At 64.5% G+C, this 21,857-nt stretch carries 23 protein-coding genes and 1 tRNA gene; 8 read left to right on the forward strand and 16 right to left on the reverse strand.

Annotation, left to right across the window (positions count from 1 at the left end; translation table 11 throughout):
• Positions 1–17 precede the first annotated feature (17 nt).
• The 4 genes from ABWL39_RS07180 to ABWL39_RS07195 all read right to left on the reverse strand — a co-directional run bounded on the left by ABWL39_RS07180 (position 18) and on the right by ABWL39_RS07195 (position 2,591).
• The gene (locus ABWL39_RS07180) at positions 18–833 is read right to left on the reverse strand and encodes a plasmid recombination protein (protein ID WP_367788548.1); all 816 of its coding nucleotides are present in this window, start codon (positions 831–833) and stop codon (positions 18–20) included.
• Positions 834–1,138: 305 nt separating this feature from the next.
• Positions 1,139–1,531 carry a hypothetical protein gene (locus ABWL39_RS07185; RefSeq protein WP_367788549.1) on the reverse strand — a complete coding sequence of 131 codons (393 nt, stop codon included), beginning with the start codon at positions 1,529–1,531 and terminating at the stop codon, positions 1,139–1,141.
• Between the two features lie 224 nt (positions 1,532–1,755).
• Positions 1,756–2,373 (reverse strand): helix-turn-helix domain-containing protein, encoded by a 618-nt coding sequence (locus ABWL39_RS07190; RefSeq protein WP_367788550.1) that lies wholly within the window; start codon positions 2,371–2,373, stop codon positions 1,756–1,758.
• Positions 2,373–2,591 (reverse strand): DNA-binding protein, encoded by a 219-nt coding sequence (locus tag ABWL39_RS07195; protein ID WP_367788551.1) that lies wholly within the window; start codon positions 2,589–2,591, stop codon positions 2,373–2,375. Before ABWL39_RS07195 ends, ABWL39_RS07190 begins: the two co-directional genes overlap by 1 nt.
• A 109-nt stretch (positions 2,592–2,700) precedes the next feature.
• Here ABWL39_RS07195 and ABWL39_RS07200 point away from each other — a divergent pair, with 109 nt between their 5' ends.
• The 4 genes from ABWL39_RS07200 (at position 2,701) to ABWL39_RS07215 (ending at position 6,304) form a co-directional block, all read left to right on the forward strand.
• Positions 2,701–3,807, forward strand: a complete 1,107-nt coding sequence (locus ABWL39_RS07200; RefSeq protein WP_367788552.1) for a hypothetical protein — start codon at positions 2,701–2,703, stop codon at positions 3,805–3,807.
• A gap of 634 nt (positions 3,808–4,441) precedes the next feature.
• Positions 4,442–5,725, forward strand: coding sequence for a HipA domain-containing protein (locus ABWL39_RS07205; RefSeq protein ID WP_367788553.1), 1,284 nt, complete (start codon positions 4,442–4,444; stop codon positions 5,723–5,725).
• Positions 5,712–6,089 (forward strand): helix-turn-helix domain-containing protein, encoded by a 378-nt coding sequence (locus ABWL39_RS07210; protein ID WP_367788554.1) that lies wholly within the window; start codon positions 5,712–5,714, stop codon positions 6,087–6,089. The genes ABWL39_RS07205 and ABWL39_RS07210 overlap by 14 nt, the downstream gene beginning before the upstream one ends.
• Before the next feature lie 71 nt (positions 6,090–6,160).
• Complete coding sequence (locus tag ABWL39_RS07215; RefSeq protein ID WP_367788555.1) at positions 6,161–6,304, forward strand: hypothetical protein; 144 nt, start codon at positions 6,161–6,163, stop codon at positions 6,302–6,304.
• Here the strand turns inward: ABWL39_RS07215 and modC are convergent.
• Genes modC through ABWL39_RS07235 form a run of 4 tightly spaced genes read right to left on the reverse strand, consistent with a single transcriptional unit; the run spans position 6,301 to position 9,668 of the window.
• Positions 6,301–7,377: a molybdenum ABC transporter ATP-binding protein gene (modC, locus tag ABWL39_RS07220; RefSeq protein WP_367788556.1), complete on the reverse strand. Its 1,077-nt coding sequence runs from the start codon at positions 7,375–7,377 to the stop codon at positions 6,301–6,303. The two genes, ABWL39_RS07215 and modC, sit on opposite strands and share 4 nt — an antisense overlap.
• A complete protein-coding gene (gene modB / locus ABWL39_RS07225; RefSeq protein WP_367788557.1) occupies positions 7,374–8,051 on the reverse strand; it encodes a molybdate ABC transporter permease subunit in 678 nt (225 codons plus the stop codon). The genes modC and modB overlap by 4 nt, the downstream gene beginning before the upstream one ends.
• 10 nt (positions 8,052–8,061) lie before the next feature.
• Entirely contained in the window at positions 8,062–8,814 is a 753-nt protein-coding gene (gene modA / locus ABWL39_RS07230; protein WP_367788558.1) for a molybdate ABC transporter substrate-binding protein, read from the reverse strand.
• Positions 8,815–8,834: 20 nt separating this feature from the next.
• Positions 8,835–9,668, reverse strand: coding sequence for a TOBE domain-containing protein (locus tag ABWL39_RS07235; protein ID WP_367788559.1), 834 nt, complete (start codon positions 9,666–9,668; stop codon positions 8,835–8,837).
• Between the two features lie 161 nt (positions 9,669–9,829).
• On the opposite strand from ABWL39_RS07235, the gene ABWL39_RS07240 reads away from it, so the two are divergent.
• Positions 9,830–10,258, forward strand: a complete 429-nt coding sequence (locus ABWL39_RS07240; protein WP_367788560.1) for a molybdopterin-binding protein — start codon at positions 9,830–9,832, stop codon at positions 10,256–10,258.
• A 50-nt stretch (positions 10,259–10,308) separates the two neighbouring features.
• On the opposite strand, the gene ABWL39_RS07245 is transcribed toward ABWL39_RS07240, so the two are convergent.
• The 3 genes from ABWL39_RS07245 to ABWL39_RS07255 all read right to left on the reverse strand — a co-directional run bounded on the left by ABWL39_RS07245 (position 10,309) and on the right by ABWL39_RS07255 (position 13,426).
• The gene (locus ABWL39_RS07245; RefSeq protein ID WP_367788561.1) at positions 10,309–10,854 is read right to left on the reverse strand and encodes a molybdopterin-dependent oxidoreductase; all 546 of its coding nucleotides are present in this window, start codon (positions 10,852–10,854) and stop codon (positions 10,309–10,311) included.
• Between the two features lie 12 nt (positions 10,855–10,866).
• Complete coding sequence (locus tag ABWL39_RS07250) at positions 10,867–12,861, reverse strand: TonB-dependent receptor plug domain-containing protein (RefSeq protein ID WP_367788562.1); 1,995 nt, start codon at positions 12,859–12,861, stop codon at positions 10,867–10,869.
• A 73-nt stretch (positions 12,862–12,934) separates the two neighbouring features.
• Positions 12,935–13,426, reverse strand: a complete 492-nt coding sequence (locus ABWL39_RS07255; RefSeq protein ID WP_367788563.1) for a hypothetical protein — start codon at positions 13,424–13,426, stop codon at positions 12,935–12,937.
• Positions 13,427–13,608: 182 nt separating this feature from the next.
• On the opposite strand from ABWL39_RS07255, the gene ABWL39_RS07260 reads away from it, so the two are divergent.
• A complete protein-coding gene (locus ABWL39_RS07260; RefSeq protein ID WP_367788564.1) occupies positions 13,609–14,259 on the forward strand; it encodes a phosphoribosyltransferase in 651 nt (216 codons plus the stop codon).
• Between the two features lie 13 nt (positions 14,260–14,272).
• Here the strand turns inward: ABWL39_RS07260 and ABWL39_RS07265 are convergent, their stop codons facing one another.
• Both ABWL39_RS07265 and ABWL39_RS07270 read right to left on the reverse strand, forming a co-directional pair.
• Positions 14,273–14,434 carry a hypothetical protein gene (locus tag ABWL39_RS07265; protein WP_367788565.1) on the reverse strand — a complete coding sequence of 54 codons (162 nt, stop codon included), beginning with the start codon at positions 14,432–14,434 and terminating at the stop codon, positions 14,273–14,275.
• A gap of 186 nt (positions 14,435–14,620) precedes the next feature.
• Entirely contained in the window at positions 14,621–16,897 is a 2,277-nt protein-coding gene (locus ABWL39_RS07270; protein WP_367788566.1) for an NADP-dependent malic enzyme, read from the reverse strand.
• Between the two features lie 248 nt (positions 16,898–17,145).
• On the opposite strand from ABWL39_RS07270, the gene ABWL39_RS07275 reads away from it, so the two are divergent.
• Positions 17,146–17,913, forward strand: a complete 768-nt coding sequence (locus ABWL39_RS07275) for a fumarylacetoacetate hydrolase family protein (RefSeq protein WP_367788567.1) — start codon at positions 17,146–17,148, stop codon at positions 17,911–17,913.
• A 3-nt stretch (positions 17,914–17,916) separates the two neighbouring features.
• Here ABWL39_RS07275 and ccoG read toward each other — a convergent pair whose 3' ends face one another.
• Positions 17,917–19,347 (reverse strand): cytochrome c oxidase accessory protein CcoG, encoded by a 1,431-nt coding sequence (gene ccoG / locus ABWL39_RS07280; RefSeq protein WP_367788568.1) that lies wholly within the window; start codon positions 19,345–19,347, stop codon positions 17,917–17,919.
• Between the two features lie 104 nt (positions 19,348–19,451).
• On the opposite strand from ccoG, the gene ABWL39_RS07285 reads away from it, so the two are divergent.
• Entirely contained in the window at positions 19,452–20,861 is a 1,410-nt protein-coding gene (locus ABWL39_RS07285) for a PLP-dependent aminotransferase family protein (protein WP_367788569.1), read from the forward strand.
• A 206-nt stretch (positions 20,862–21,067) separates the two neighbouring features.
• Here ABWL39_RS07285 and ABWL39_RS07290 read toward each other — a convergent pair whose 3' ends face one another.
• Together ABWL39_RS07290 and ABWL39_RS07295 are read right to left on the reverse strand one after the other, a co-directional pair.
• The gene (locus ABWL39_RS07290; protein ID WP_367788570.1) at positions 21,068–21,577 is read right to left on the reverse strand and encodes a hypothetical protein; all 510 of its coding nucleotides are present in this window, start codon (positions 21,575–21,577) and stop codon (positions 21,068–21,070) included.
• A gap of 190 nt (positions 21,578–21,767) precedes the next feature.
• Positions 21,768–21,840: transfer RNA gene (locus tag ABWL39_RS07295), tRNA-Ala, on the reverse strand.
• Between the last annotated feature and the right edge of the window lie 17 nt (positions 21,841–21,857).

Here is a 21,857-nt window from a genome sequence, read left to right on the forward strand (position 1 = left end):
ACTCGTCCACGGCGAAATCAACGTGATGGCGGCTCCGGCTCTTCCGATGAGGAATCGAGAGCATCGAACTTCAGAAGATAACGCTCCGCTTGCGAGAGCGTGCGTCGAGCGAGTTCGGAGAGACGTTCTTCACGCATCCGCACGTCTTCCAGCTTGGCGCGCACCGCTTGCATGGTGGCTGCCTGGGCTCGAAGGTCGGCTTGCTCCTGCGCCCATTCTTCCCGCGTCAGTCGCCGTCGCCGAGGGCCGATTCGCGCGAGAGCCGTGGGGCCGCCCACGTGTTCCCAGTATTCATCTTGGAATGTCTGCATTGCCTCGGTGTATGCCTTTCGCTGGAGCGCTGGATTTGCCGCACCTTTGGCGGCGGCGAATCCAGGGTGCAGACTTTTTACGTTCCCCGCAACGGGATCGACGATGTAGAAATGCAAGTGCGGATGAGGCTCGTCGAGGTGTTCGACGACGGCGCGGAGATTGCCTCCGAATTCGGCACGCAGCCACTCGACGGTGAGCCGCTTCCACTCTTCATAGCCGCTTCCATCTGACGGATAGCTCGCGACGCCGGCCAGTAGCACGGTCGCGTCCTTGCGCAGCCGGCGGCCGGCGGCGTCGCGGGCGTTCGCCTGTATGTCGATGAGCTCGGCTTCGACCTGCGCCAGGCTGAATCCATGAACCAGTGTCGGCGGCAACGGCTCGGTGACGTGATTGCACGCACCCGGTCTGCGGGCTGCTTCCGCCAAAATGTCGCCCGCCGACCACTTTGCCGCTGTGTTCTTCCTGGTCTTTTTCGGTGGCGTCAGCGAATAGCATTCGATGTGGACAAACTGCGAGGGCATGATTTCAGCCCCGGCGCACTGTGGACAAAATATAGTGACCGACTATATTTGTTCCGCGTGAACGCTCCACAAATGTCGGCCAGGGGCTCGCTGCCCCTGGACCCCGCCGGACAATGTGCGAACACTGTGTAAAGATGTCGCCGTCGATTGTGCTGCTATGTGGCGACTCGATGCCGAGGAATGTGCCGACAGTGTGTGATCTCGATGGCGAGCAATGTGTGAAGACTGTGCCATCTGTGTGTGAAGCACGTGGCAAAAACGGTGTCACGCCCGTCCAATCGCTCCCAGCGACGCGGAGGTGAAGGTCAAACACGGCCGATCACCTTCGTGCGCGTGAGCAGCTCTTCTTTCTCCGGCTTGTCGAGTAAGGCGTCCGCTGCGACGCCGACCTTATGGCTGTCATCCATTAGCAATATCTCGACGACTTGGCCGAGGCTGGCGGCGACCGCGAAATCGACCCGGCGCGCATCGGTGTATTGCCGAGTCAGCAGACAAGTTCCATCACTCACGACCATTACGTGGAGGCCGTGAGCACCGGACGACATGAAGTCCGGTTGCGGATCGGACCAGATGCGCAAGTGGTCGGCAGCGACACAAATCGACTGACTCCAACCGATCCCAGGAAGGACTCCGCCTTCGGTGACATCTCGCCAGACGAAGCGAGCATGCAACTCGGCGACCTGATCATGATTCAGCATTGAATTACTCCTCTGCGGTTGTCCGGCCATCCGTACCCGGCTTCCTGCCAACATGTAGGACTTTCGAAGCAGGCCGTTCTTAATAGAAAATTTCCTTCTCTTTGGTGGCTCATCCATGAGCCGCAACTCGCCCGGAACCGGCTCACCGATGCACCATCGACGTCAACGACGAGGCGCATAGGTGACCTGGTTCATGGGTGAGCTGTGGATAAACTGCTGTCGCCTCACGTGCTGGTATCGCTCTCGTCGGATGTGGCTCGCCATTTCCCGGCACTGCTCAGCAGCCGCTCCAATGACTTTCGCAGGTCGCCCGACATCGACCCGAGATCGATGTCGCCGATCTGCACGCCTTGACTACCTCGTTCGATGACCTGCACTTGCAGCTTGTCGATGCGGATCAGCACGGAGTTGTTCATCGATTGCGCTGCCACTGACTGTTTGAGCTCTTCCGTGACGGCCGAGACTTTGGCAGGGACGTAGTCCCAACGTCCCATCGCCACCGGCGTGCCATCCGAGCCGACGAGGGGGAAGTGTTCGACGAGCTGATAGACGTTGTGCCGTCCGGATTTCTGCTTTCGGATCAAACCGCTTTTGCCGAGCGACGCGAGCTCGCGCTTTACCTGGGCGAGCGAGAGGCCGGATTTCGTGGCGATGGTTGCAATCGCTGGCCCGGCCAGGCCGGTCTTGTAGTTGGCATGCGACTTGATGACCAGGTAAACCTTGCAGGCGGAGCCGCTCATCCGCGCAAGTTGCCCTCCATCGATGAGCGTCCGGAAGCAGTGGAACCACCAGCCATCGGCCTGCCACTCGTCTTGAGGGGCCTGAAGGGTGGGCAACTGCATTACGCCACTCCTTCATCGACGATTCGTGCAATATCCTCGGTACGGAAATGAACTCGGCGCCCAATCTTGCGTCGAGCCTTGCGCAGTAGCAGCCCCAAATCGGACTTGCCGTGCATCGTCATGCGCAGGCCGTCCTGGCTGCGATTCAGCACCCCCGCCAAGTCCGCCAGTGTCATCAATACGCCGAATTTTTGTACCAGCCGGTCCTCGGTCCGCATTCCTTGCCTCCGCTGCGCTCAATTGATCTGAGGTCAGCTTATCTGCGGTGGGCCGGCGATCGGTTTCACGTTATCCTTCAAAAAATGAGGCATTCATGAAACCACGGCTATGGCAAAACGTGATCTCGCCACCGACGCACTACGAACCAAGGGTTGGTATCGCCAGTTACAACATATCCTGCTCGGTGAAGTGACCGGACGTCCGGACGTGCCACGGATGCTGCATGCGATGGCTCTCAAGGGGCTCCCGATGCGGGAGGGCAGGGCTACCTATGGGCGATGGTATGACGGTAAGTGTCGGCCGGACGCTGATTATGTGAAGACGCTGACCGACCACCTCAAGGCTCTTGAATCGGCAGACAAGCTCGCGGCATCCGAGCGCAAAGTAGACGCTCGAAGGGGCCAGAATCCTGATGAGAATCAGGTGGCTTCCAAGCTGGAATACTGGTGGAGGGAGGTGGCTCCGGACTCACTTGCGGTCAAAGACAATCAGATTCGTCTGCTGGGCCATATCGACTGGTGGGCTGCCGCGACTGTGGACGCGGGGACGCTGCAAGGGCTGCTTCTTCCGATTTGGGATCGATGGGAACCCAAGATGCGGGGCGTTTGGTCGACTGCCGAAGGTGGTGAGCGCCAAAGATGGGAAATTGCGTCTTGGAAAGGGGAGCCGTCTCCCGGCCGAGTTCATTATGAACTGGCTCATTGTTTCGATCTCACAAGTATGGCTGTGTTCTTGGTCAGCCTATGCAACTTACCTTGGCCCAATCCGGAGATGGCGGCACACGACCTTCCATATCAACACGATACGGCCTTTTCGACCTGGTGCGTTGACACCGTATCGTGCTGCATGCTGGTCGAGCGTCTGTATCAGCAGCGGGGCGGCTCTTCCTACAGTTTGGCATCACCAGGAGTCGATGTGGCATCGAGGGTGTTGCGCCTAGTCATGGCAGATGACGAACGCAGCATGATGAAGCCCTCGTCCAGTCCCTACATTCCGCAGAACCGGCTACGCCAGTTGACTGACATCTTCAAGCGCAGCGGCGTGCCGGTAGACGATCCCATTCAATTCCATCGATCATTTTCCGCCCTCTCTGCGCTCATCGGGAAAATGCTGGAGGAATGCGGGAGCTCAACGACCGAAGTGGCCAGACTTCGGAACACCCAAATTCGCTGGCACTGGCCCCTCCCCGGTCGCGCGGAACAGTCGGTACAGTGACGGTACATCGCTCAGCTTCGTTGCGCTTCTGTAACGTTCTGTAAGCTACTGATAAATAATGATTTATTGCTCTCGGTAACTTCGGTCGATTTCGCTTAGATATCAGTAACTTATTGATTTGTAAGCAAACTCATAATCCTTTGGTCCAGGGTTCAAGTCCCTGCGGGCCCACCATTAAAAAACAAGGGGTTAGCGTATGCTAACCCCTTGTTCCATTCAGAATTTAGCCTTCAGGCTCCCTATGGGCTACTTTGCAAATGAATCAAAAGCCCTCTTTTGCCATCGAGACCCTACAGGGGAATATCCCTCACGGAGTTGACCCTTGATTGCCTCCTGTTTTGGTGGCAAAAATTATCGGTGTCGATGAGACGTGGCTTGCAAACACCAGGGGCGTCCACAAAAACATTCAGGATCCCCCTTACATTAAGCTCGGGGAAGGTCGCACCGCCCCAATTCGATACAAGCTGAGCTCGCTAGTTAGCTGGATGAACTCGTTTGAAGAGAAGTTGAGTGCCGTCCATAGGGTTGCTTGCGATGCACTGGCTGCATACGGAACAGCGTTTGATGTTAAAGAGTCATTTTAGTATCTCTAAATAGCGCCTATACTGTGATTCTGAAATCACAGAGTATTTCAATGCAGCTGACACTGGAAAAATTCCTCGACGGCGCCTGGCACCAAGCTGCCACCGTCGTGATAGATGCGCCACAGCGCGGTATCGTGTCCCCGTGTACGGTGGAATATCTGCCGGCGTATGCCCTTGCCCATCTCGATGCCAAGGGCCTTCCCGCGTTATCTGCGCATCTAGCAGTGTCGTTTAATCATCAACGCTTGCCGCACTGGGTGCCTTTCCTGCTGGACATCTTGCCCAACGGTTTCGGTCGTGACCTTTTGGTGGCTCAGGAAAACTGGCCCCGCCCCGATGGCCCGCACAATGATGCAAATGTATTGGTTCACGGCGCCAGCAACCCGGTCGGCAATCTTCGCATCGCCGAGGCTCATGCCTGGCTAACGGCTCAACTGCCGCAACCCGCTCAAGGCTGGCCGCTGGATGAGATGCGGCAAAACGATGCAGACTTTCTGGAATATGCGCGAGTGCATGGCACATTGGTCGCTGGGACCAGTACCCAGGGGCAAGCTGCCAAGCTATGGCTTACCTTACGGCAGGATGGTCTTTACTACGCAGACATCCTGGTGCCAGATGCGGAAGCCGCTGCGCACTATCTGCTGAAGATGCCGCGCAATGCGCGCGACGCGGTGCTGCTGCGGCATGAGTTCCACTGGCTGCAGTTGGCACAGACAGCAGGGCTGGATGTCCATGGCGAGCCCTTCATGTCGGGCGATCTGTTATTTATTCCGCGCTTCGACCGCCAACTTTTGAATGGTGGCGTACGCCGCCGTGCGGTCGAGAGCGCGTTCAGCCTAATGGGGATTGCTGCACATGCCCAACCACTCCGGCATGAGGACATCATTGAAGCATGGGTAAACCACGCGGATATGGATGCGCTGGGCTTTGGATTGCTGGAATACCTGAAGCGGGACATGCTGGGGTACTGCCTGCGCGTCGAAGACAATCATGGACGCAACACGGCGTTCTTCCTGGGTGAGCAAGGCATTAGCCTGACGCCGCTCTTCGATTTCTCGCCGATGTTCCTGGACGATGACCCGCCGGTACGTTCGACCTTGTGGCGGCAGTTTTCGCTGGGTTCGCACACCGAATGGCTAAAGCTATTCGATGTCTGGTTGCCAGGCATCATCGGTACTGACAACAGTGAAGACTTGCGCGCTCAGCTGGTAGCTTGGCAACCAAGCCTGAAGGCGACCTACGAGCAATTCCAGGCGCTAGCCCTGGACCCACGCACGGCGCCATGTGGCCAGCGCTTTGAAATCGCATTGGGGGTGCTCAATGCGCTACGCTAAGAAATCGCCAGAAGAACTGCAGGCCTTGCGTCGCACCCTGGTCAGCCGGCTGGCACAGTCCCAGCCTGGCGTGGCGGAAGCGGCCCGCTGGATAAGAGATTCGCTTGGCCTTAACCAGCGTGAGTTTGCCAAGCTGGTCGGGCTTAGCACGCCGCAGGTTGCACGGCTTGAGCGGGGAGAGGCCAATCCCACACTGGAGACGCTGCTGGCTGTCGGTAAACCCTATGGTTTGGGCATTGGGTTCAGCCATCCGGATATGCTGGTACAACAGTCAGCGCCAGCAACCGACATAACACCCAGTCAGGCGGTGGAGCCGAAAGTGAAAATCCCGCGGCTAAATTTCAACAAGCCTGCAGATGGCTAGTGTAGGTCAGATGGTTTCCAGCCCCACGAAATGAAGCCTAGTTCTCGAGAAGCGCGAAATGACGATAGTGAATGGGTATCGACCTGGAAATTGCCTTGAATAAGCTTCATGAGCTTTCCATGCAGGATGGAGACCTTGGTTTCGAGTATTGGTACAGCATCAGTCACTTGCTCAAGCGAGCCGCAGGTACGCAGGCTGGCCGGCCAACGGATTAGTGGATCAGGCTCATCGCCTTGATCTGCAGCCATACCTGGAGGCCGGGGCGCAGCGCCAGTGCGTCGAACGAGCGCCGTGTGATGCGGGCGACGATGTGGCCGCCGGCCAGCTCGCAACGGATCAGCATGTGGCCCGGCTGGGTGGCCGGCGCGAATGTCGAGACGACGGCGGGCAGGCGATTGAGGATGCTCGAGTCGGCATGCTCGGTCAGCGCAAGGCTGACGTCGCGCGCGTGGATGCGCACGCGGCTGGCCTGGCCCGCCTGCAAGCCGGAGGCGGGCAGCCACAGCGTGCCGCCGGCAAAGCCGAGTTGCGCCAGGCTGTAATGCGGATCGACGGCGTCGACATGGGTATCGAGCACCACGCTGGCCTCGTCGCTGAACTGGGCGGGCAAGTCGAGGCGAGACAGGGTGTCGGTCGGGGAGCCGGCAGCGACTACCCGGCCCTGGTCGATCAGCACTAGGTGATCGGCGAGGCGGATGACTTCCTCGATGGCATGGCTGACATAGACGATGGGCAGGTCGAGCTCGGCCTGCAGCCGCTCCAGATAGGGCAGGATATCCTGCTTGCGGCGGAAATCGAGCGCCGACAGCGGCTCGTCCAGCAGCAGCAGGCGAGGCGAGGTCAGCAGCGCGCGCGCGATGGCCACGCGCTGGCGTTCGCCGCCCGACAGCTTGGCCGGCGAGCGGTCGAGCAGATGCTCGATGCCGAGTAGCACCAGTGCCTGCTGCCAGCTCACGCGCCGGGCTGCGGGCGGGGTCCGCCGCAGGCCGTATTCGAGGTTGCGGCGCACCGACAGGTGCGGGAACAGGCTGGCCTCCTGGAACACCATGCCGAGCTCGCGCTGGTGCGGCGGCAGGCACAGGCCTTGGGCATCGTCCTGCCACACCTGCTCGCCCACCTGCAGCCGCCCGCGTGCCTTGGGCTCGAGCCCGGCCAGGCAGCGCAGGATCGTCGTCTTGCCCGAGCCCGATGCGCCGAACAGCACCGATACCCCGCTCAAGGGCAGGGCCAGGTCGACATCGAGGCGGAATTCGCCGTGATCGAGCGTGAAGCGTGCCTGGATGCTCATGACCGGGCCCCGCTGCGGTTGAGCAGATGCAGTGCCAGCAGCACACTGAAGCTGAACGCCAGCAGGCCGCCCGCCAGCCAGTGGGCCTGTGTGTATTCGAGCGCCTCGACGTGATCGAATATCTGCACCGATACGACGCGCGTGCGGCCCGGAATGTTGCCGCCTATCATCAGCACCACGCCGAATTCCCCCACGGTGTGGGCGAAGCTCATCACCGCCGCAGTGATCAGGCCGGGCCGTGCCAGCGGCAGCGCCACGCTGAAAAAGGTATCGAGCGGCGAGGCGCGCAAGGTGGCGGCGACCTCCAGCGGCCGTGTGCCGATGGCCTTGAAGGCTTGCTGCAAGGGCTGCACGGCGAACGGCAGCGAATAGAGCACCGACGCGATCAGCAGGCCGCTGAAGCTGAACGGCAGCAGCCCCCAGCCGAGGTGCCGCGTCAGCTGCCCGATCGGCCCCTGTTCGCCCATCAGCACCAGCAGATAGAAGCCGATCACGGTGGGCGGCAGCACCAGCGGCAAGGTGGTGACCACACCGACGATGCTGCCGGCCAGGCTGCGGCTGCGCGCCAGCCACCACGCAAGCGGGGTGCCGGCCACCAGCAGCACGAGCGTGGTGCTGGTGGCGAGCTTGAGCGTGAGGAGGATGGCCGACCAGTCGTCCGCGCTGAAACCCATCGGTATGCGCTTACAGCGAGTAGCCGGAGGCGGTGATGGCTGTGCGTGCCGCGTCGGATTTCAGATACTGCAGCAGTGCCTGCGCAGCGGGTTTGCCGCGGCCGTGTTCGAGCAGCACTGCGTCCTGGCGGATCGGCGCGTAGAGCGTCGGCGGGACGATCCAGGCCGAGCCGCTCTTCACCTTGCCGCCCTCGAATACCTGCGACAGCGCAACGAAGCCGAGCTCGGCATTACCGGTGGAAACGAACTGCTGGGTCTGCGCGATGTTCTCGCCCATGACGAATTTCGCCGCCAGGCTGTCATAGAGATTCAATGCCTTCAGCGTCTCGACCGCTGCCTGGCCATAGGGCGCGAGCTTGGGGTTGGCGATGGCCAGGTGTTCGAAATGGCCCAGCTTGAGCACGGCGCCTTGGTCGTCGACCAGGTTAGGCTTGGCGCTCCACAGCACCAGCTTGCCGATGGCGTAGGTGAAACGTGTGCCCGCCACGGCGGCGCCTTCCTTCTCCAGCTTGGCCGGGGTTTCGTCATCGGCCGCCAGCAGCACCTCGAACGGCGCGCCGCTCTTGATCTGCGCGTAGAACTTGCCGGTCGCGCCGACCGAGATCAGCGCCTTGTGGCCGGTGCTCTGTTCGAATGCGGCTGCGATCTTCTGCATCGGGCCGGCAAAGTTGGCGGCGACGGCGACCTGGACTTCGTCGGCATGAGCCGCCATGGACAGGAACAAGGCGGCGAACAGGGTGAGGCGGGGGGCGAGGCGAGGCATGGGAGGTCCTTTGCGGTGGGTTAGTCGAAGCTGGCCAGGATTACGTCGGAGGCCTTGAAGGTTGCGCAGGCGCGCTTGCCGACGGCGAGCCCGAGGCGCTCGATGCTGCTCTGCGTGACCACCGATGTCACCGTGCGACCGCCGGGCAGGCGCAAGGTCACTTCGGCGTTGACGGGGCCGGGATGGATGGCGTCGACCTCGCCCCACAGCCGGTTGGTGGCCGAGGTGCGCAGCGATTCGTCGGTCAGTAGCATGACGGCGGACGATTTGACCAGGGCGTAGATTTCGCGGCCCATGGCGAGCCCGAGGTTCTCCGCGCTGTCACGGGTGATGATGGCGGTCAGCAGGTTCTGGTCGTCGAGCCGCAGGCTGACCTCGTAGTCGACCTCGCCCGCGCGCAGGGCCCAGATCGCACCGAAGAACTGGTTGCGTGCGCTGGTGCGCATCGCCATGCGACGCATCAGCGAACGGAACTGGCCGACATCGCTGACGCCGATCTGCCCCAGCCGCTCGCTGACGCGATCGAGCGCTTCCTGGTATTCCTTTTCCATCGCCCGATATAGCGCGACCATCTGCCGGCCATAATCGGTGAGCTGGGTACCGCCGCCCTGGCGGCCGCCCACCGTGCGCTCGACCAGCGGGAAGTCAGCCATATTGTTCATCGCATCGACGGCATCCCAGGCGGCCTTGTACGACAGGGGCACGGCCTTGGCCGCCTGCGAGATCGAGCCGTGGGTGGCGATGGCCTCGAGCAGGCGGATGCGGGTGTCGCCGAGCAGCGCGCCGAGCTGGGTTTCGAGTGCAATCTTGCCGACGAGTTTGCTGCGGCTTGGTGGAGGCGCCGACGACGTCATGGTCAGGATCCGATATATAATTTTGTATATAGTTTAACGGGCATCGCGGCATGGTGGAATAGTCCTTTAGCGCTATTCCTCCGCTATGGTGGCGGCGCCAACACCGGCGCGCGTATAGTGACGGCGCCGTTTCTGTTCAACCAATAAAAAGGACCCAGACAATGAATATCAGCGCGCGCAACCAGTTCAGCGGTACCGTCGCCAGCCTCCAGGCCGGTGCGGTGAATGCCGAAGTGATCGTCGATCTCGGCGGCGGCACGCAACTCGCCGCCATCATCACCAACGCCAGCGTGCAGTCGCTCGGCCTGGCTGCCGGCAAGCCGGTCGTGGCCCTGGTGAAGGCATCGTCGATTTTGCTGATGACTGACGGTGGCGGCTTCAAGCTGTCCGCCCGCAATTGTCTCGCCGGCACGGTCAAGCAGGTGCGCGATGGCGCGGTGAACGCCGAAGTCGTGCTGGCTCTGCCGGGTGGCACGGAAGTCGTGGCGATCGTGACGCAGGAGTCGGTCGCGTCGCTCGGCCTCAAGGCCGGTGTGGCGGCGACGGCGGTGATCAAGGCCTCGGCCGTGATTCTCGGCGTACAGGGCTGATCCAGCCCCTGCAAGGCGCCGGCCGTGTCGCGCGGCCGGCGCCTGGTTCATCAGTTGAACAGCTTGATCACCTCCAGCGATTGCAGCCATTTGACGTGACGCGGCCCGGCGCGCAGGTCCTTGGCGGAAATCAGCGCGATCTGGCCCTCGTCGTCGTCAAGCAGCTTGCCGTTCTTCTCGAAGAACACCACCACCTCGTCGCCCAACGGCGAGTTGTATAGTTCCTGCCAGGAAAACACCGCCTTGTAGCCATCGCTGGCGGTAGCGACGATCACCATCTTCTTGGTGTCGTTGTGATCGCGGCTGACGATCTCGGCGCGATCGAGCACATCCTTCAGCTTCACCCCCTTGTATTGCTTGATCTCTTCCATGGTGGCGCCGCTCTGGCAGACGATTGGCATGGCGCCGATCTCGGCGGCCGGCATTTTCTTCAGGTCGGCCACCGTCAGCGTGAGCTGCTTGGCGACCGCACCGCTGACACTGACCGAGTGCGTGACATATTGGGCCGGGTTATCGACCTTGCCCGCCGCCTGGGCGACCAGTGGCAGCACGGTGAACGCGGCGGCAAGGCAGAGTTGTTTGAATGTGAGCATCATGTGTTCCTCGGATCAGAATCGGTATTGGCCGTTGACGAACCAGCCACGACCCGGCGACGGGTAGCCGTCCACCAGCTGGTAGTTGCGGTCGAACAGGTTGCTGGCGCCGGCCTCGACGGTGACGGCCTTGATCGGCGACCACGCGAGCTTGAGGTCGGATGTGGCATAGCTGCCGAGTTCGACCGTGTTCGAGCTCCAGCGGCTGCTCTCGTACTGGGTGAACCACACCGCGTGCCAGCCGGGCAGGAAGCCCCAGTCGGCGTAGCCGGTGAGCTTGTTGCGCGGCGTGCCGGTCAGCCTGTCGCTGCTCGAACGGTTGTCGCGCGACAGCAGGGTGTAGCTGCCACCCAGCGTGGTGTCCTGGCCGACGCGCTGGCGCAGGCCGAGCTCGAGGCCGCGCGCGACGACATGGCCGACGTTCTGCATCTGGCCACGGCCCGGCTGCACGTTGGAGACCATCTGGATCAGGTCGCGGATATCGCTGTAAAACACCGCCGCATCGACACTGCCGTTGGCCCAGGGCTCGCCCTGGAAGCCGATCTCGTAGTTGCGCGAGCGCTCCGGCTGCAGGTCCGGGTTTTCAATGGTGCTGCCCATGCGCAGCGAGTAGCGGTCTTTCAACGTCGGCAGCCGTGATTTGCCGGCGATGCTGGCGTAGACGCGGCCAGCGGCGATGTCCTGATAAAGGCCGAGCTGTGCGTTATTCAACGACTTGGCCGAAGGCAGCTGGTAGATGCCCGATTCGGTCGGTTTCAGTGTGTCGCGCGACAGGCCTGCGACCAGCTGCGTCGCTTCGCCCAGCGCGTAGCGGTCTTCCAGCGCGAAGGAGTGGATGTCGTCGCGGAAGGTCGCACCGCTGTTTTGCCCGTCGCTCTCGCGGTGGGTGTCGCGCTTGACGTAGAGCAGCGCCTTCAGCGTGTGGCCCTGCAGGCGGTCGCTCGACAGCTCGGCCGAGGCGCCGTTGCTGCTGTCGTCGTAGTAGCTCTCGCCGGTGGTGGTGTTGAGCACCTTGGCCTGCACCTGGCTGTAGCTCGCGTCCTTGTAGTTGATCACCGCGTTGGCGTAGGTGTCGTGATAGACGCGCAGCTTGATGGCTTCATTGCCCGTCAGCCGCGTGGTCGACAGCAGGTAGACGCTTTCCTTGTCCCAGTAGGGCCAGCGCCAGTAGCGTGGACTCTGGGTCGGGTCGGTCACTGGCGGCTGACCCTTGGCGCCGTGCTGGTAGACGTAGCCGAGCGCATACTCGTCGCCCTCGCGGGGCAGCCAGCCGAGCTTGACCGATTTCTTGATGTCGAGATGGTCCGAGTTCAGGCGGTGGCCGCCGTCCTCGACCGCGGTAGGCTGGAAATCGCCCGACAGCTTGAAGAAATCCTGGCTCTCGTAATCGGCGCCGGCCTGCAGATACCAGTTGTCCTGGCGCGTGCCGAGGTTGACGCTGCCGGTCCGCAGCTGGCCGCTGCCGACACCGGCGCGCACATCGCCCTCGAATGGCTTGGTCGGCTTGCGCGTCAGCAGGTTGATCGCGCCGCCCATGGCGTTGGGGCCGTACATCATCGAGCTCATGCCCTTGGCCACCTGGATGGCCGACAGATCGGCGGTGCGGAAGCGGCCGAGATCGACATAGCCATCGTAGGGCACATAGAGCGGGATGCCATCGACGAAGATCGGCATCTGGCGCGAGTCGTAGCCGCGCACATTGATCGTCTTCTCGTTGCGGCCGTTGGTCGCGATCATGACGCCCGGCAGCAGGTTCAGCGCATCGGCGACCGTGTCGCGGTTGAAGGTCTGGAAGTCGCGGCGGGTGACGACCGATGCTGCCTGGTCCTGGTGTAGCGTGCTGCGGTTGACGATGCGGCTGCCGGTGACGACGATGGTGCCCAGGTCGTTGGTGGCGTCGCTATCCTCGGCTGCTGCGTTCGATGCGAGGCCGAGCGAGGCGCACGCCAGCAGGACTGCATGGGCGAGCGCCCGCTGGCGCGGGAAGGTGGGTTTCTTATTGTGTTGCATGACGTTGATTGGCTCCCTTTGAGGTTGGCTGGCTTGATGGGCTCCACCCTCGCTGCGGTTTCCCGCAGTGTTTTTATTTGATGTTGTTGTGTATATAGCGATGGGCGAGCGAAGCACGCTCGTCCACCCAGGCCGCCGGCGGCGAGCTGCCCGGGCCTGTGGCGGGCAACGGCCATTCGACCGTGTCGTCGTCGGCGGCAGGCTGCTGCGCGTCGTCGTCGTCGAGCGTCAGCAGCAGCTCGGACAGGCGGTTCCAGCCCGAGCGGGGATTACCCATGCCGAGCAGCTCGCGCGCCGAGTCGCCGCCAGGGCCGATCAGGCCCAGCAGGCGGCAGGCCTGCACGCCCGCGCTATAGCGCTCGCCGTCGCAGCCGAGCCAGTTGAGCCCGGCCAGTTGCGGCAGGAAGGCCGCCAGATGTTGTCGATTGAGGCGCATCGCCGCGGCGATCTCGTCCTGGCTGGCCGGGCCGCGTTCCAGCAGCCATTCGAACAGGCCCAGTTCGAGCGCCGCGCGGACCAGCTGGAAGTGCCGGAAGCTGCAGATCAGTTGGCTGGCGTAGTCCATCTCGGCACCTCCCTCATCATCAATCATCTGTAACGTTATATTGTAAAAGATATAGCGAGGCGGCAATAGTCCAAACGGAGGAGCCCGCGCCTGTCGATTGGCGGGGGCGCCTTGCAATGCCAGCTCTTGCTGCCGACACTGAAACCATCGGCAAGCCGCCTGCCATGGCGAAGGAGGGGGAGATGAAGTTTCGCGACCGGATGCACGCCGCCGCATTGCTGGGCCAGGCCCTGCAGCGCTATCGCGGACAACGGCCGCTGGTGCTGGCCATCCCGCGCGGGGCGGTGCCCATGGGCCGTGCGCTGGCCGATGCGCTCGGCGGCGAGCTCGATGTGGTGATGGTGCGCAAGATCGGCGCGCCGTTCCAGCCTGAGTTTGCGCTGGCGGCAGTCGACGAGGCCGGCTGGGTGTACCGCAATCCGCATGGCGGCAGCGATGCGCAGACACTGCGCTACATCGAGGCCGAGCGCGAGCGGCAACTGGCGCTGATCCGCGAACGGCGTGCGCGCTACACGCCGGGCCGGGGGCCGGCCGATCCGCGCGGCCGCGTGGTGATCGTCGTCGACGATGGCTTGGCGACCGGCGCCACGATGATCGCCGCGCTGCATGCGCTGCGCGACAAGCAGCCGGCGCGGCTGGTGTGCGCGGTGCCGGTGGCGCCGTCCGATGTGCTGAGCAAGATCGGGCCGCTGGCGGACGAGGTGGTCTGCCTCGCCACACCCACCGACTTCAGCGCGGTCGGGCAGTTTTACGAGCGTTTCGACCAGGTCGAGGATGCCGAGGTGGTGGCTGTGCTGCACGGCACGGCGGGCGGGCCTGCCGGGCAAGACTGACGCGGCCCTGGGCTCAAGGCCTATGGCCGAGCCTGAGGCCGGCGATTTCCAGGCCCGCGCCCACGGCGAGCAGCAGGTAGCCCACGCCGCCCGCGGTGGCGGACCAGATCAGGAAGGCCCCGGCGATCAGCAGGGTGACGACGGCGGTGCGTCGTTTGGCTGGGTGTCGCAGCATGGTCGTTCTCCTTGCCTGGGGAGGTTCATGCTCGTTTAGACCGCCGAACCGGAAAACGGTTGGCTGCCCCGTGCAACGTGCCGTGTGCGGCATCGCACCGTTTTCTCGACCAAGCCCCGCCCGGCGGATGGGCGAGGCCTGCAGCTTTTCCTTGATGCCTTTTTCCACCCGATCGTCAGCGCGCGATCAGCCCCGCTCGCTGCCGGCATCGACCACCGCGAGCGCCGTCATGTTGACGATGCGGCGCACGGTCGAGCTGTTGGTGAGGATATGCACCGCGCGCGCCGCGCCGAGCAGGATGGCGCCGACCGTGACGCCGCCGCCCGCGGTCACGCGCAGCAGGTTGTAGGCGATATTGGCCGCATCGACATTGGGCATGATCAGCAGGTTGGCCTCCTGCGTCAGTGCCGAGTCGGGGAACACCGAGTTCAGGATGTCGCGCGACAGCGCCGCATCGCCGTGCATCTCGCCATCCACCATCAGCTCCGGGGCGGCCTTGCGGATCAGCTCGAGCGCGGCGCGCACCTTGGCGGCGCTAGCCGAGGTCGAGGTGCCGAAGTTGGAGTGCGACAGCAGCGCCACCGATGGCAGCACGCCGAAGCGGCGCACCTCGGCGGCCGCGAGCAGCGTGATCTCGGCCAGCTGTTCGGCCGTCGGCTCGTGGTTGACGTGGGTGTCGCAGATGAACAGCACGCGCTCCGGCAGCATCAGCATCTGCATCGCGCCGAAGGTGTTGACGCCCGGCTGCGGGCCGATCACCTGGCGCACGTAGTTGAGGTGCTCGCGGTAGATGCCGTGGGTGCCGCACAGCATCGCGTCGGCATGGCTGGCGCGCACCAGCATGGCGCCGATCAGCGTGGTGTTGCTGCGCATGCGCTCCTGCGCCAGCGCCGCCGTCACGCCCTGGCGCCGCGCCAGCTGGTAATAGCCCTGCCAGGCCTCGCGGTAGCGCGGGTCGTCGAGAATGTTCACACACTCGACATCGTCGTCGAGCCGCAGCCGCAGGCCGAATTTCTCGATGCGGCTCTCGATGATGTCGCGCCGGCCGATCAGCATGGGCCGCGCCAGCCCTTCGTCGACGACGATCTGTGCGGCGCGCAGCACGCGCTCGTCCTCGCCCTCGGCGTAGACCACGCGCTTGGGCGACTTGCGCGCCGCGTCGAACACCGGCTGCATGGTGGTGCCGCTCTGGTAGACGAAGTGGTGCAGCCGCTGGCGGTAGGCCTCCATGTCCGCGATCGGGCGCGTCGCCACGCCGCTGTCCATCGCCGCCTGCGCCACGGCCGGCGCGATCTTGACGATCAGGCGCGGGTCGAAGGGCTTGGGGATCAGGTATTCGGGGCCGAAGCGCAGGCTGTCGGCGCCATAGGCGTCGACCACCTCGTCGGGGATCTCGGCATGGGTGAGGTCGGCGATCGCGCGCACGGTGGCGAGCTTCATCTCCTCGTTGATCGTCGTCGCGCCGACGTCGAGCGCGCCGCGGAAGATGAACGGAAAACACAGCACATTGTTGACCTGGTTCGGGTAATCCGAGCGGCCGGTGCCGATGATCGCGTCGGGTCGCACGGAGAGCGCGTCCTCGGGCATGATTTCGGGGTTCGGGTTGGCCATGGCCAGGATGATCGGCCTGGTCGCCATGCCCTTGACCATCTCAGGCTTCAGCACGCCGCCGGCCGACAGGCCGAGGAAGATGTCGGCGCCGTCGATCACCTCGGCGAGCCGGCGCGCCGACGTATCCTGCGCATAGCGCGCCTTGTTCGGGTCCATCAGCTCGGTGCGGCCCTGGTAGACCACGCCGGCGATATCGGTGACGGTGATGTTGGCCATCGGCAGGCCGAGCCGCACCAGCAGGTCGAGGCAGGCCAGCGCGGCGGCGCCGGCGCCCGAGCACACCAGCTTGACCGCGCCGATGTCCTTGCCGACATAGCGCAGGCCGTTGAGGATGGCCGCCGCCGCGACGATGGCCGTGCCGTGCTGGTCGTCGTGGAACACCGGGATCTTCATCTTCTCGCGCAGTTTCTGCTCGATGTAGAAGCACTCGGGCGCCTTGATGTCCTCGAGGTTGATGCCGCCGAAGGTGGGCTCGAGGCTGGCGATGATCTTCACCAGCATGTCCGGGTCGGTTTCGTCGATCTCGATGTCGAACACGTCGATGCCGGCAAATTTCTTGAACAGGCAGCCCTTGCCCTCCATCACCGGCTTGCCGGCGAGCGGCCCGATATTGCCCAGGCCGAGCACGGCCGTACCGTTGGTGACCACCGCCACCAGATTGCCGCGCGCGGTCAGCTCGAAGGCCGCCGCCGGGTTGCCGACGATCTCGATGCAGGGCTCGGCCACGCCGGGCGAATAGGCCAGCGCGAGATCGCGCTGCGTGGCCATGGGCTTGGTCGGCACCACGGAAATCTTGCCGGGCGAGGGCTGGCGGTGATAGGCCAGGGCGGCATCGCGTAGTTTGTTGGACATCGTGTCTTTCCTCCGGTGGTGGCGTGTCGCGCCGCGCTCGTCGTGGGGCGGTCGTGCTTGTGGGCGCAGGCCAGGGCGCCATGGCTTGCTTCCCTTAAGGATAGTGATTTGTGCGCATTTCGTGAGCCGCCGGAAGTCCGCAGGTGGCGCTTGCGGAAAACCGCAGGTCGCAGCCGGCCCGGGCGCGGGAGGACAGCCCCACGGCCGCGTGCTATCGTGCGCCTGCTCAATCTTCCCGTGCCCCTGCCATGCTCGACGACCACGCCATCCACGCCGCCGCCCAACTGCTCGCCCAGCGCCGCCTGGCGGGCACGCCGGGGCCGCGCCTGCCCTTGTCCTGCCGGCCGTCGTCGGTGGACGAGGGGCTCGCGATCCAGGCCGCGACGGCAGCCGCGCTCGGCGATGGCGTTGGTGGCTGGAAGTGCGGCCTGCCGTCGGCCGAGCGGGTGGTGATCGGCCCGATCTACCGCAGCGTGATCCATGACGCCTCGCCGTGCCCGGTATGGGCCGGCCAGGGCACGGTGCGGGCCGAGCCCGAGCTGGCCTTCGTGCTCGGGCGCGACCTGCCGCCGCGGGCGACCCCTTACGATGAGGCCGAGATCGACGCGGCCGTCGCGGAGGCGAGGCTCGCGCTGGAATTGATCGATTGCCGTTACGATGCCCCGGACGACGCCGGTTTTCCCGAGCTGCTGGCCGACGGCCTGTTCAACCAGGGGCTACTGCTGGGGCCGCGCGTGCCGCTGGCCTATGCCCGGCGGGCAGCCGATCTTGCCATCACGCTGCGCCAGGGCGGGGAGGTCAGCCCGCTGGCAGGCCGCCATCCCGCTGGTCTGCCGCTGGCGCCGCTGTATTGGCTGGCCGAGTTCCTGCGCGGCCGCAATATGGGCTTGCAGGCCGGGCAGGTGGTGATCACCGGCTCCTACGCCGGCGTGCTCACGCTGCCGCTGGCGCAGCCGATCGAGATCGGCTTTGGCGAACTGGGCCAGCTGCAGGCGCAGTTCGCCGCCAGGGTTTGACGCTCAGGGCAGGATGAACGAGCTGCCCTGGGTGACGCTGATGTGGCGGTCGTCGCTGGCCGTGATGTGGAATTCCAGCTGCCGCGTGCCGTGCAGCTCGCCGTCGCCGGGCACCTGCACCGTGACTGGCAGCGGGCTGCTGCTGCCGGCCGGCACGGTGACGCTGAGCGCGCCCTGCTGGCGGATGCCGGGCAGGCCTGCCACGGCGATGTCGAAGCGGCGCGGCTGTTCGGCCAGGTTGTGAATCTCCAGCGTGTAGATATTCTCGATCGCGCCTTCGTCGGTCTCGCGCATCAGCGCGCCGCGGTCGCGGATCACGTCCACCCTTAACGGCACGCGCTGGCTCAGCATCACGCTGGCGCCGACCAGTAGCGCGAGCATCAGCCCGCTGTAGACCGCGATGCGCGGCCGCTTGAGGCTGCCCGCCCAGCGCTGCCCGGCGAGCATGCGCTCGGAGCCGTAGCGGATCAGGCCGCGTGCATAGCCGACCTTGTCCATCACCGTGTTGCAGGCGTCGACGCACAGGCCGCAGCCGATGCACTCGTACTGCAGTCCCTGGCGGATGTCGATGCCGGCCGGGCACACCTGCACGCAGATGCCGCAATCGACGCAATCGCCACGCGGGGCGGCTTGCGTCTGGGCTTGAGCCTGAACCTGGGTGTTCGGCTGCGCCTTGGCATGGCGCGCGCCGCGCGGCTCGCCACGGGCGGCATCATAGGTGACGGTAACCGTGTCGGCATCGAACATCGCGCCCTGGAAGCGTGAGTAGGGGCACATGTGCTTGCACACCTGCTCGCGCAGCACGCCGGCCTGCAGATAGGTGAACATGGCGTAGAACAGCAGCCAGAAGCCTTCCCACGGGCCGAGCGAGAAGTTCGCCAGATTGTGCGCGAGCGTCTTGATCGGGGTGAAATAGCCGACGAAGGTGAAGCCGGTGACGCTGGCCAGTGCCACCCACAGCAGGTACTTGGCGCCCTTGCGCGTGATCTTGCCGGCGTGCCACGGCGCCTGGTCGAGCCGGATGCGCGCCAGGCGCGAGCCCTCGGTCTTTTCCTCGATCCACATGAACATCGCGGTGTACACCGTCTGCGGACAGGCAAAGCCGCAGAACACGCGCCCGGCCACGGCGGTAAACAGGAACAGGCCGAAGGCCGCCAACATCAGCAGGAACGCGAGGTAGATCGCATCCTGCGGCCACAGCACCAGGCCGAACAGGTAGAACTTGCGCTCGACGATATCGAACAGCACCGCCTGGCGGCCCTGCCAGGGCAGCCAGCAGAGGCCGTAGAAGATCAGCTGGGTCAGCCACACCATGGCCCAGCGCAGGCTGTTGTAGCGGCCCTGCGTCGAGCGCACGTAAACCTTGTTGCCCTGCTTGTTGTAGAAGTCGATGCGTTGCGCGGCGGCGGGCCGGGCACTGTCGATGCTGCTCATGATGCGATCCCTGTGGCGGTTTGGCGATGCCAGTAGACCACGGGCGGGCGGGCTATAACAGATTCAGTTATGCTGATAGCTGACTAAAACAGTTTGTGGCCGCCATGACCCGCTACGAAGCCCTCGCGCAGTCGGTGATCGAGATGATTCAGCAGGGTGTGTTGCGGCCAGGCGAACGGATTCCGTCGATACGCGCCGCCAGCCGCCACCATGGCGTCAACCCGCTGACCGTGATGCAGGCTTACCAGCTGCTCGAAAGCCAGGGCTGGGTGCTGGCCCGGCCGCAATCGGGCTACTACGTGCGCGCGCGGCGCGGCCAGCGCCTGCCCGAGCCCGGCATGAGCCGGCCCGTGGCGCAGTCAGGCGAGCTCGATGTCAGCGACTTCGTGTTCGAGATACTGGAGGCGAGCAAGAACCCGGCGGTGGTGCCGTTCGGCTCGGCCTTCCCGAGCCCCATGCTGTTTCCGCTCGACAAGCTGGCGCGCTCGCTCGCCGGCAGCACGCGACGGCTCGACCCGTGGAGCACGGTGACCCACCTGCCGCCCGGCAACGAGGAGCTGCGGCGGCAGATCGCGCTGCGCTATCTCGCGGCCGGCGTCACGGTGTCGCCGAACGAGATCGTCATCACCTCGGGCGCGCTCGAAGCGCTGACGCTGAGCCTGCAGGCGGTCACCGAGCCCGGTGATCTGGTCGCGATCGAATCGCCGACCTTCTATGCGGCGCTGCAGGCGATCGAGCGGCTGCGCCTGAAGGCGATCGAGATCCCCACCCACCCGCGCGACGGCATCGACCTCGCGGCCCTGGGCGACGCGCTGGCACGCCAGCCGATCAAGGCCTGCTGGCTCATGACGAATTTCCAGAACCCCACCGGTAGCCTGATGCCCGACGACAACAAGCGCGAGCTGGTCGCGCTGCTGGCCCGCCACGCGGTGCCGCTGATTGAGGACGATGTCTACGGCGAGCTGTATTTCGGCGCGCCACCGCGCCATGCCAAGGCCGACGATCACGCCGGGCTGGTGCTGCACTGCGCGTCGTTTTCGAAATGCCTGGCGCCAGGCTACCGCGTCGGCTGGGTGGCGGCCGGGCGCTTCGCGCAGGCGGTGCAGCGGCTCAAGTTCATGACCACGCTGACCGCCGGCATCCCGGTGCAGGCCGCGCTGGCCGACTACCTCAAGCATGGCGGCTACGACACCCATCTGCGGCGCCTGCGGCGCACGCTGGCGACCCAGCAGGCGCAGATGAGCGAGGCGATCGGGCGGCTGTTCCCGCCCGGTACACGGCTGACCCAGCCCGAGGGCGGCTATTTTCTCTGGCTCGAACTGCCGCCCGCCGTCGATGCCGTCGCCCTGCACCGGCGGGCGCTGGAGCAGGGCATCAGCATCGCACCGGGGCCGATCTTCTCGGCCCGGCGCGACTACCGCAACGCCATCCGCCTCAACTGCGGGCACCCGTTCACCAGCCAGCACGAGGCGGCGCTGGCCCTGCTCGGGCAATGGGCGGCCGAGGCGGGTTAGGGCGCGGCACGGGCTGCCCCGGTGCGGTCGTCTGCCCGCTCATGGTGAGCCGCGATTGTGTTCCCCTCGGCGCTTGCGCCCGGGCCTCATGGCGCGACAGGGTGTCGTGGCTCGGCGTATAGGCCGCCGTGTTGGCGTGGGCCTCGCCGCTGGGCACCTGCCTCGATCCGGGCTGGCCACGCTCGCACCCGAGCTGACGCGCCGCCTTACTTGGCGCGGGGCTTCAGGCTGGTGACAAAGCGGTCGATTTCCTTCTGGTTGCCCTCACCCGCCTTGGGCCACGCCGCGGCGAGCACCAGGTAGCCGGCGTGGTACATGATCCGGCCGGACTGCTTGCCCGACGCCGTCTGCGCGACGATGTCCTTCGCCCGCGCGCCATCGACGGTGAGCGCGATCGACGACACGATCTTGCCGCGCCCATCCTGCTCCATGATGTTCTCCATATTGGCGAACGCCATGTCCAGCTGGCCCTGATCCACCTGCTGCGCGAACTCGAGCGAGATCGTCATCAGATTGCTGTCGCCGGACTGCGCCAGGCACATCCTGGCCTCGCTCGCATAGGGCACATTCTGGTCATGGCAGTCGAACGCCACCCCGGGCGGCGTCGACACGCTGACATTGCCATGGGCGAACACATAGGGCTGCCACCGGCCGCAGCCGCCGAGCAGCAGGGGCAACAGCAGGCACAGCGCGCGCAACGTAGGGGAGTGGGGCATGGGGTGTCCTGGGCGGGTGATGAAGGCGGGGCCGCAGCCGGAGAGGTTTTTTCCGCTGCGGCAAATCGAGCATTTTTCGGCGCGAGATGCTAGCCCGAGCCCCGGCATGCGTCAACGCGGCGCAAGCTGGGCATGCTGCGGCCACGGAGCAAAACAAAAGCCAGGCTCGCACCCGGCTTGGTAGGGAATGTGGACCGAAGGAGGATCGAACTCCCGACCTCTGCGTTGCGAACGCAGCGCTCTCCCAGCTGAGCTATCGGCCCGGTTTGAATTTTCAGCG

Source organism: Chitinivorax sp. PXF-14, assembly GCF_040812015.1.
In the GTDB taxonomy this organism is placed as follows: domain Bacteria; phylum Pseudomonadota; class Gammaproteobacteria; order Burkholderiales; family SCOH01; genus JBFNXJ01.

What these genes read in the sequence shown, in the direction of transcription:
- ABWL39_RS07180 (WP_367788548.1), bottom strand. Translation starts at nt 833, where the DNA reads ATGCCCTCGCAGTTTGTCCACATCGAATGCTATTCGCTGACGCCACCG.
- ABWL39_RS07185 (WP_367788549.1), bottom strand. Translation starts at nt 1,531, where the DNA reads ATGCTGAATCATGATCAGGTCGCCGAGTTGCATGCTCGCTTCGTCTGG.
- ABWL39_RS07190 (WP_367788550.1), bottom strand. Translation starts at nt 2,373, where the DNA reads ATGCAGTTGCCCACCCTTCAGGCCCCTCAAGACGAGTGGCAGGCCGAT.
- ABWL39_RS07195 (WP_367788551.1), bottom strand. Translation starts at nt 2,591, where the DNA reads ATGCGGACCGAGGACCGGCTGGTACAAAAATTCGGCGTATTGATGACA.
- ABWL39_RS07200 (WP_367788552.1), top strand. Translation starts at nt 2,701, where the DNA reads ATGGCAAAACGTGATCTCGCCACCGACGCACTACGAACCAAGGGTTGG.
- ABWL39_RS07205 (WP_367788553.1), top strand. Translation starts at nt 4,442, where the DNA reads ATGCAGCTGACACTGGAAAAATTCCTCGACGGCGCCTGGCACCAAGCT.
- ABWL39_RS07210 (WP_367788554.1), top strand. Translation starts at nt 5,712, where the DNA reads ATGCGCTACGCTAAGAAATCGCCAGAAGAACTGCAGGCCTTGCGTCGC.
- ABWL39_RS07215 (WP_367788555.1), top strand. Translation starts at nt 6,161, where the DNA reads ATGGGTATCGACCTGGAAATTGCCTTGAATAAGCTTCATGAGCTTTCC.
- modC (WP_367788556.1), bottom strand. Translation starts at nt 7,377, where the DNA reads ATGAGCATCCAGGCACGCTTCACGCTCGATCACGGCGAATTCCGCCTC.
- modB (WP_367788557.1), bottom strand. Translation starts at nt 8,051, where the DNA reads ATGGGTTTCAGCGCGGACGACTGGTCGGCCATCCTCCTCACGCTCAAG.
- modA (WP_367788558.1), bottom strand. Translation starts at nt 8,814, where the DNA reads ATGCCTCGCCTCGCCCCCCGCCTCACCCTGTTCGCCGCCTTGTTCCTG.
- ABWL39_RS07235 (WP_367788559.1), bottom strand. Translation starts at nt 9,668, where the DNA reads ATGACGTCGTCGGCGCCTCCACCAAGCCGCAGCAAACTCGTCGGCAAG.
- ABWL39_RS07240 (WP_367788560.1), top strand. Translation starts at nt 9,830, where the DNA reads ATGAATATCAGCGCGCGCAACCAGTTCAGCGGTACCGTCGCCAGCCTC.
- ABWL39_RS07245 (WP_367788561.1), bottom strand. Translation starts at nt 10,854, where the DNA reads ATGATGCTCACATTCAAACAACTCTGCCTTGCCGCCGCGTTCACCGTG.
- ABWL39_RS07250 (WP_367788562.1), bottom strand. Translation starts at nt 12,861, where the DNA reads ATGCAACACAATAAGAAACCCACCTTCCCGCGCCAGCGGGCGCTCGCC.
- ABWL39_RS07255 (WP_367788563.1), bottom strand. Translation starts at nt 13,426, where the DNA reads ATGGACTACGCCAGCCAACTGATCTGCAGCTTCCGGCACTTCCAGCTG.
- ABWL39_RS07260 (WP_367788564.1), top strand. Translation starts at nt 13,609, where the DNA reads ATGAAGTTTCGCGACCGGATGCACGCCGCCGCATTGCTGGGCCAGGCC.
- ABWL39_RS07265 (WP_367788565.1), bottom strand. Translation starts at nt 14,434, where the DNA reads ATGCTGCGACACCCAGCCAAACGACGCACCGCCGTCGTCACCCTGCTG.
- ABWL39_RS07270 (WP_367788566.1), bottom strand. Translation starts at nt 16,897, where the DNA reads ATGTCCAACAAACTACGCGATGCCGCCCTGGCCTATCACCGCCAGCCC.
- ABWL39_RS07275 (WP_367788567.1), top strand. Translation starts at nt 17,146, where the DNA reads ATGCTCGACGACCACGCCATCCACGCCGCCGCCCAACTGCTCGCCCAG.
- ccoG (WP_367788568.1), bottom strand. Translation starts at nt 19,347, where the DNA reads ATGAGCAGCATCGACAGTGCCCGGCCCGCCGCCGCGCAACGCATCGAC.
- ABWL39_RS07285 (WP_367788569.1), top strand. Translation starts at nt 19,452, where the DNA reads ATGACCCGCTACGAAGCCCTCGCGCAGTCGGTGATCGAGATGATTCAG.
- ABWL39_RS07290 (WP_367788570.1), bottom strand. Translation starts at nt 21,577, where the DNA reads ATGCCCCACTCCCCTACGTTGCGCGCGCTGTGCCTGCTGTTGCCCCTG.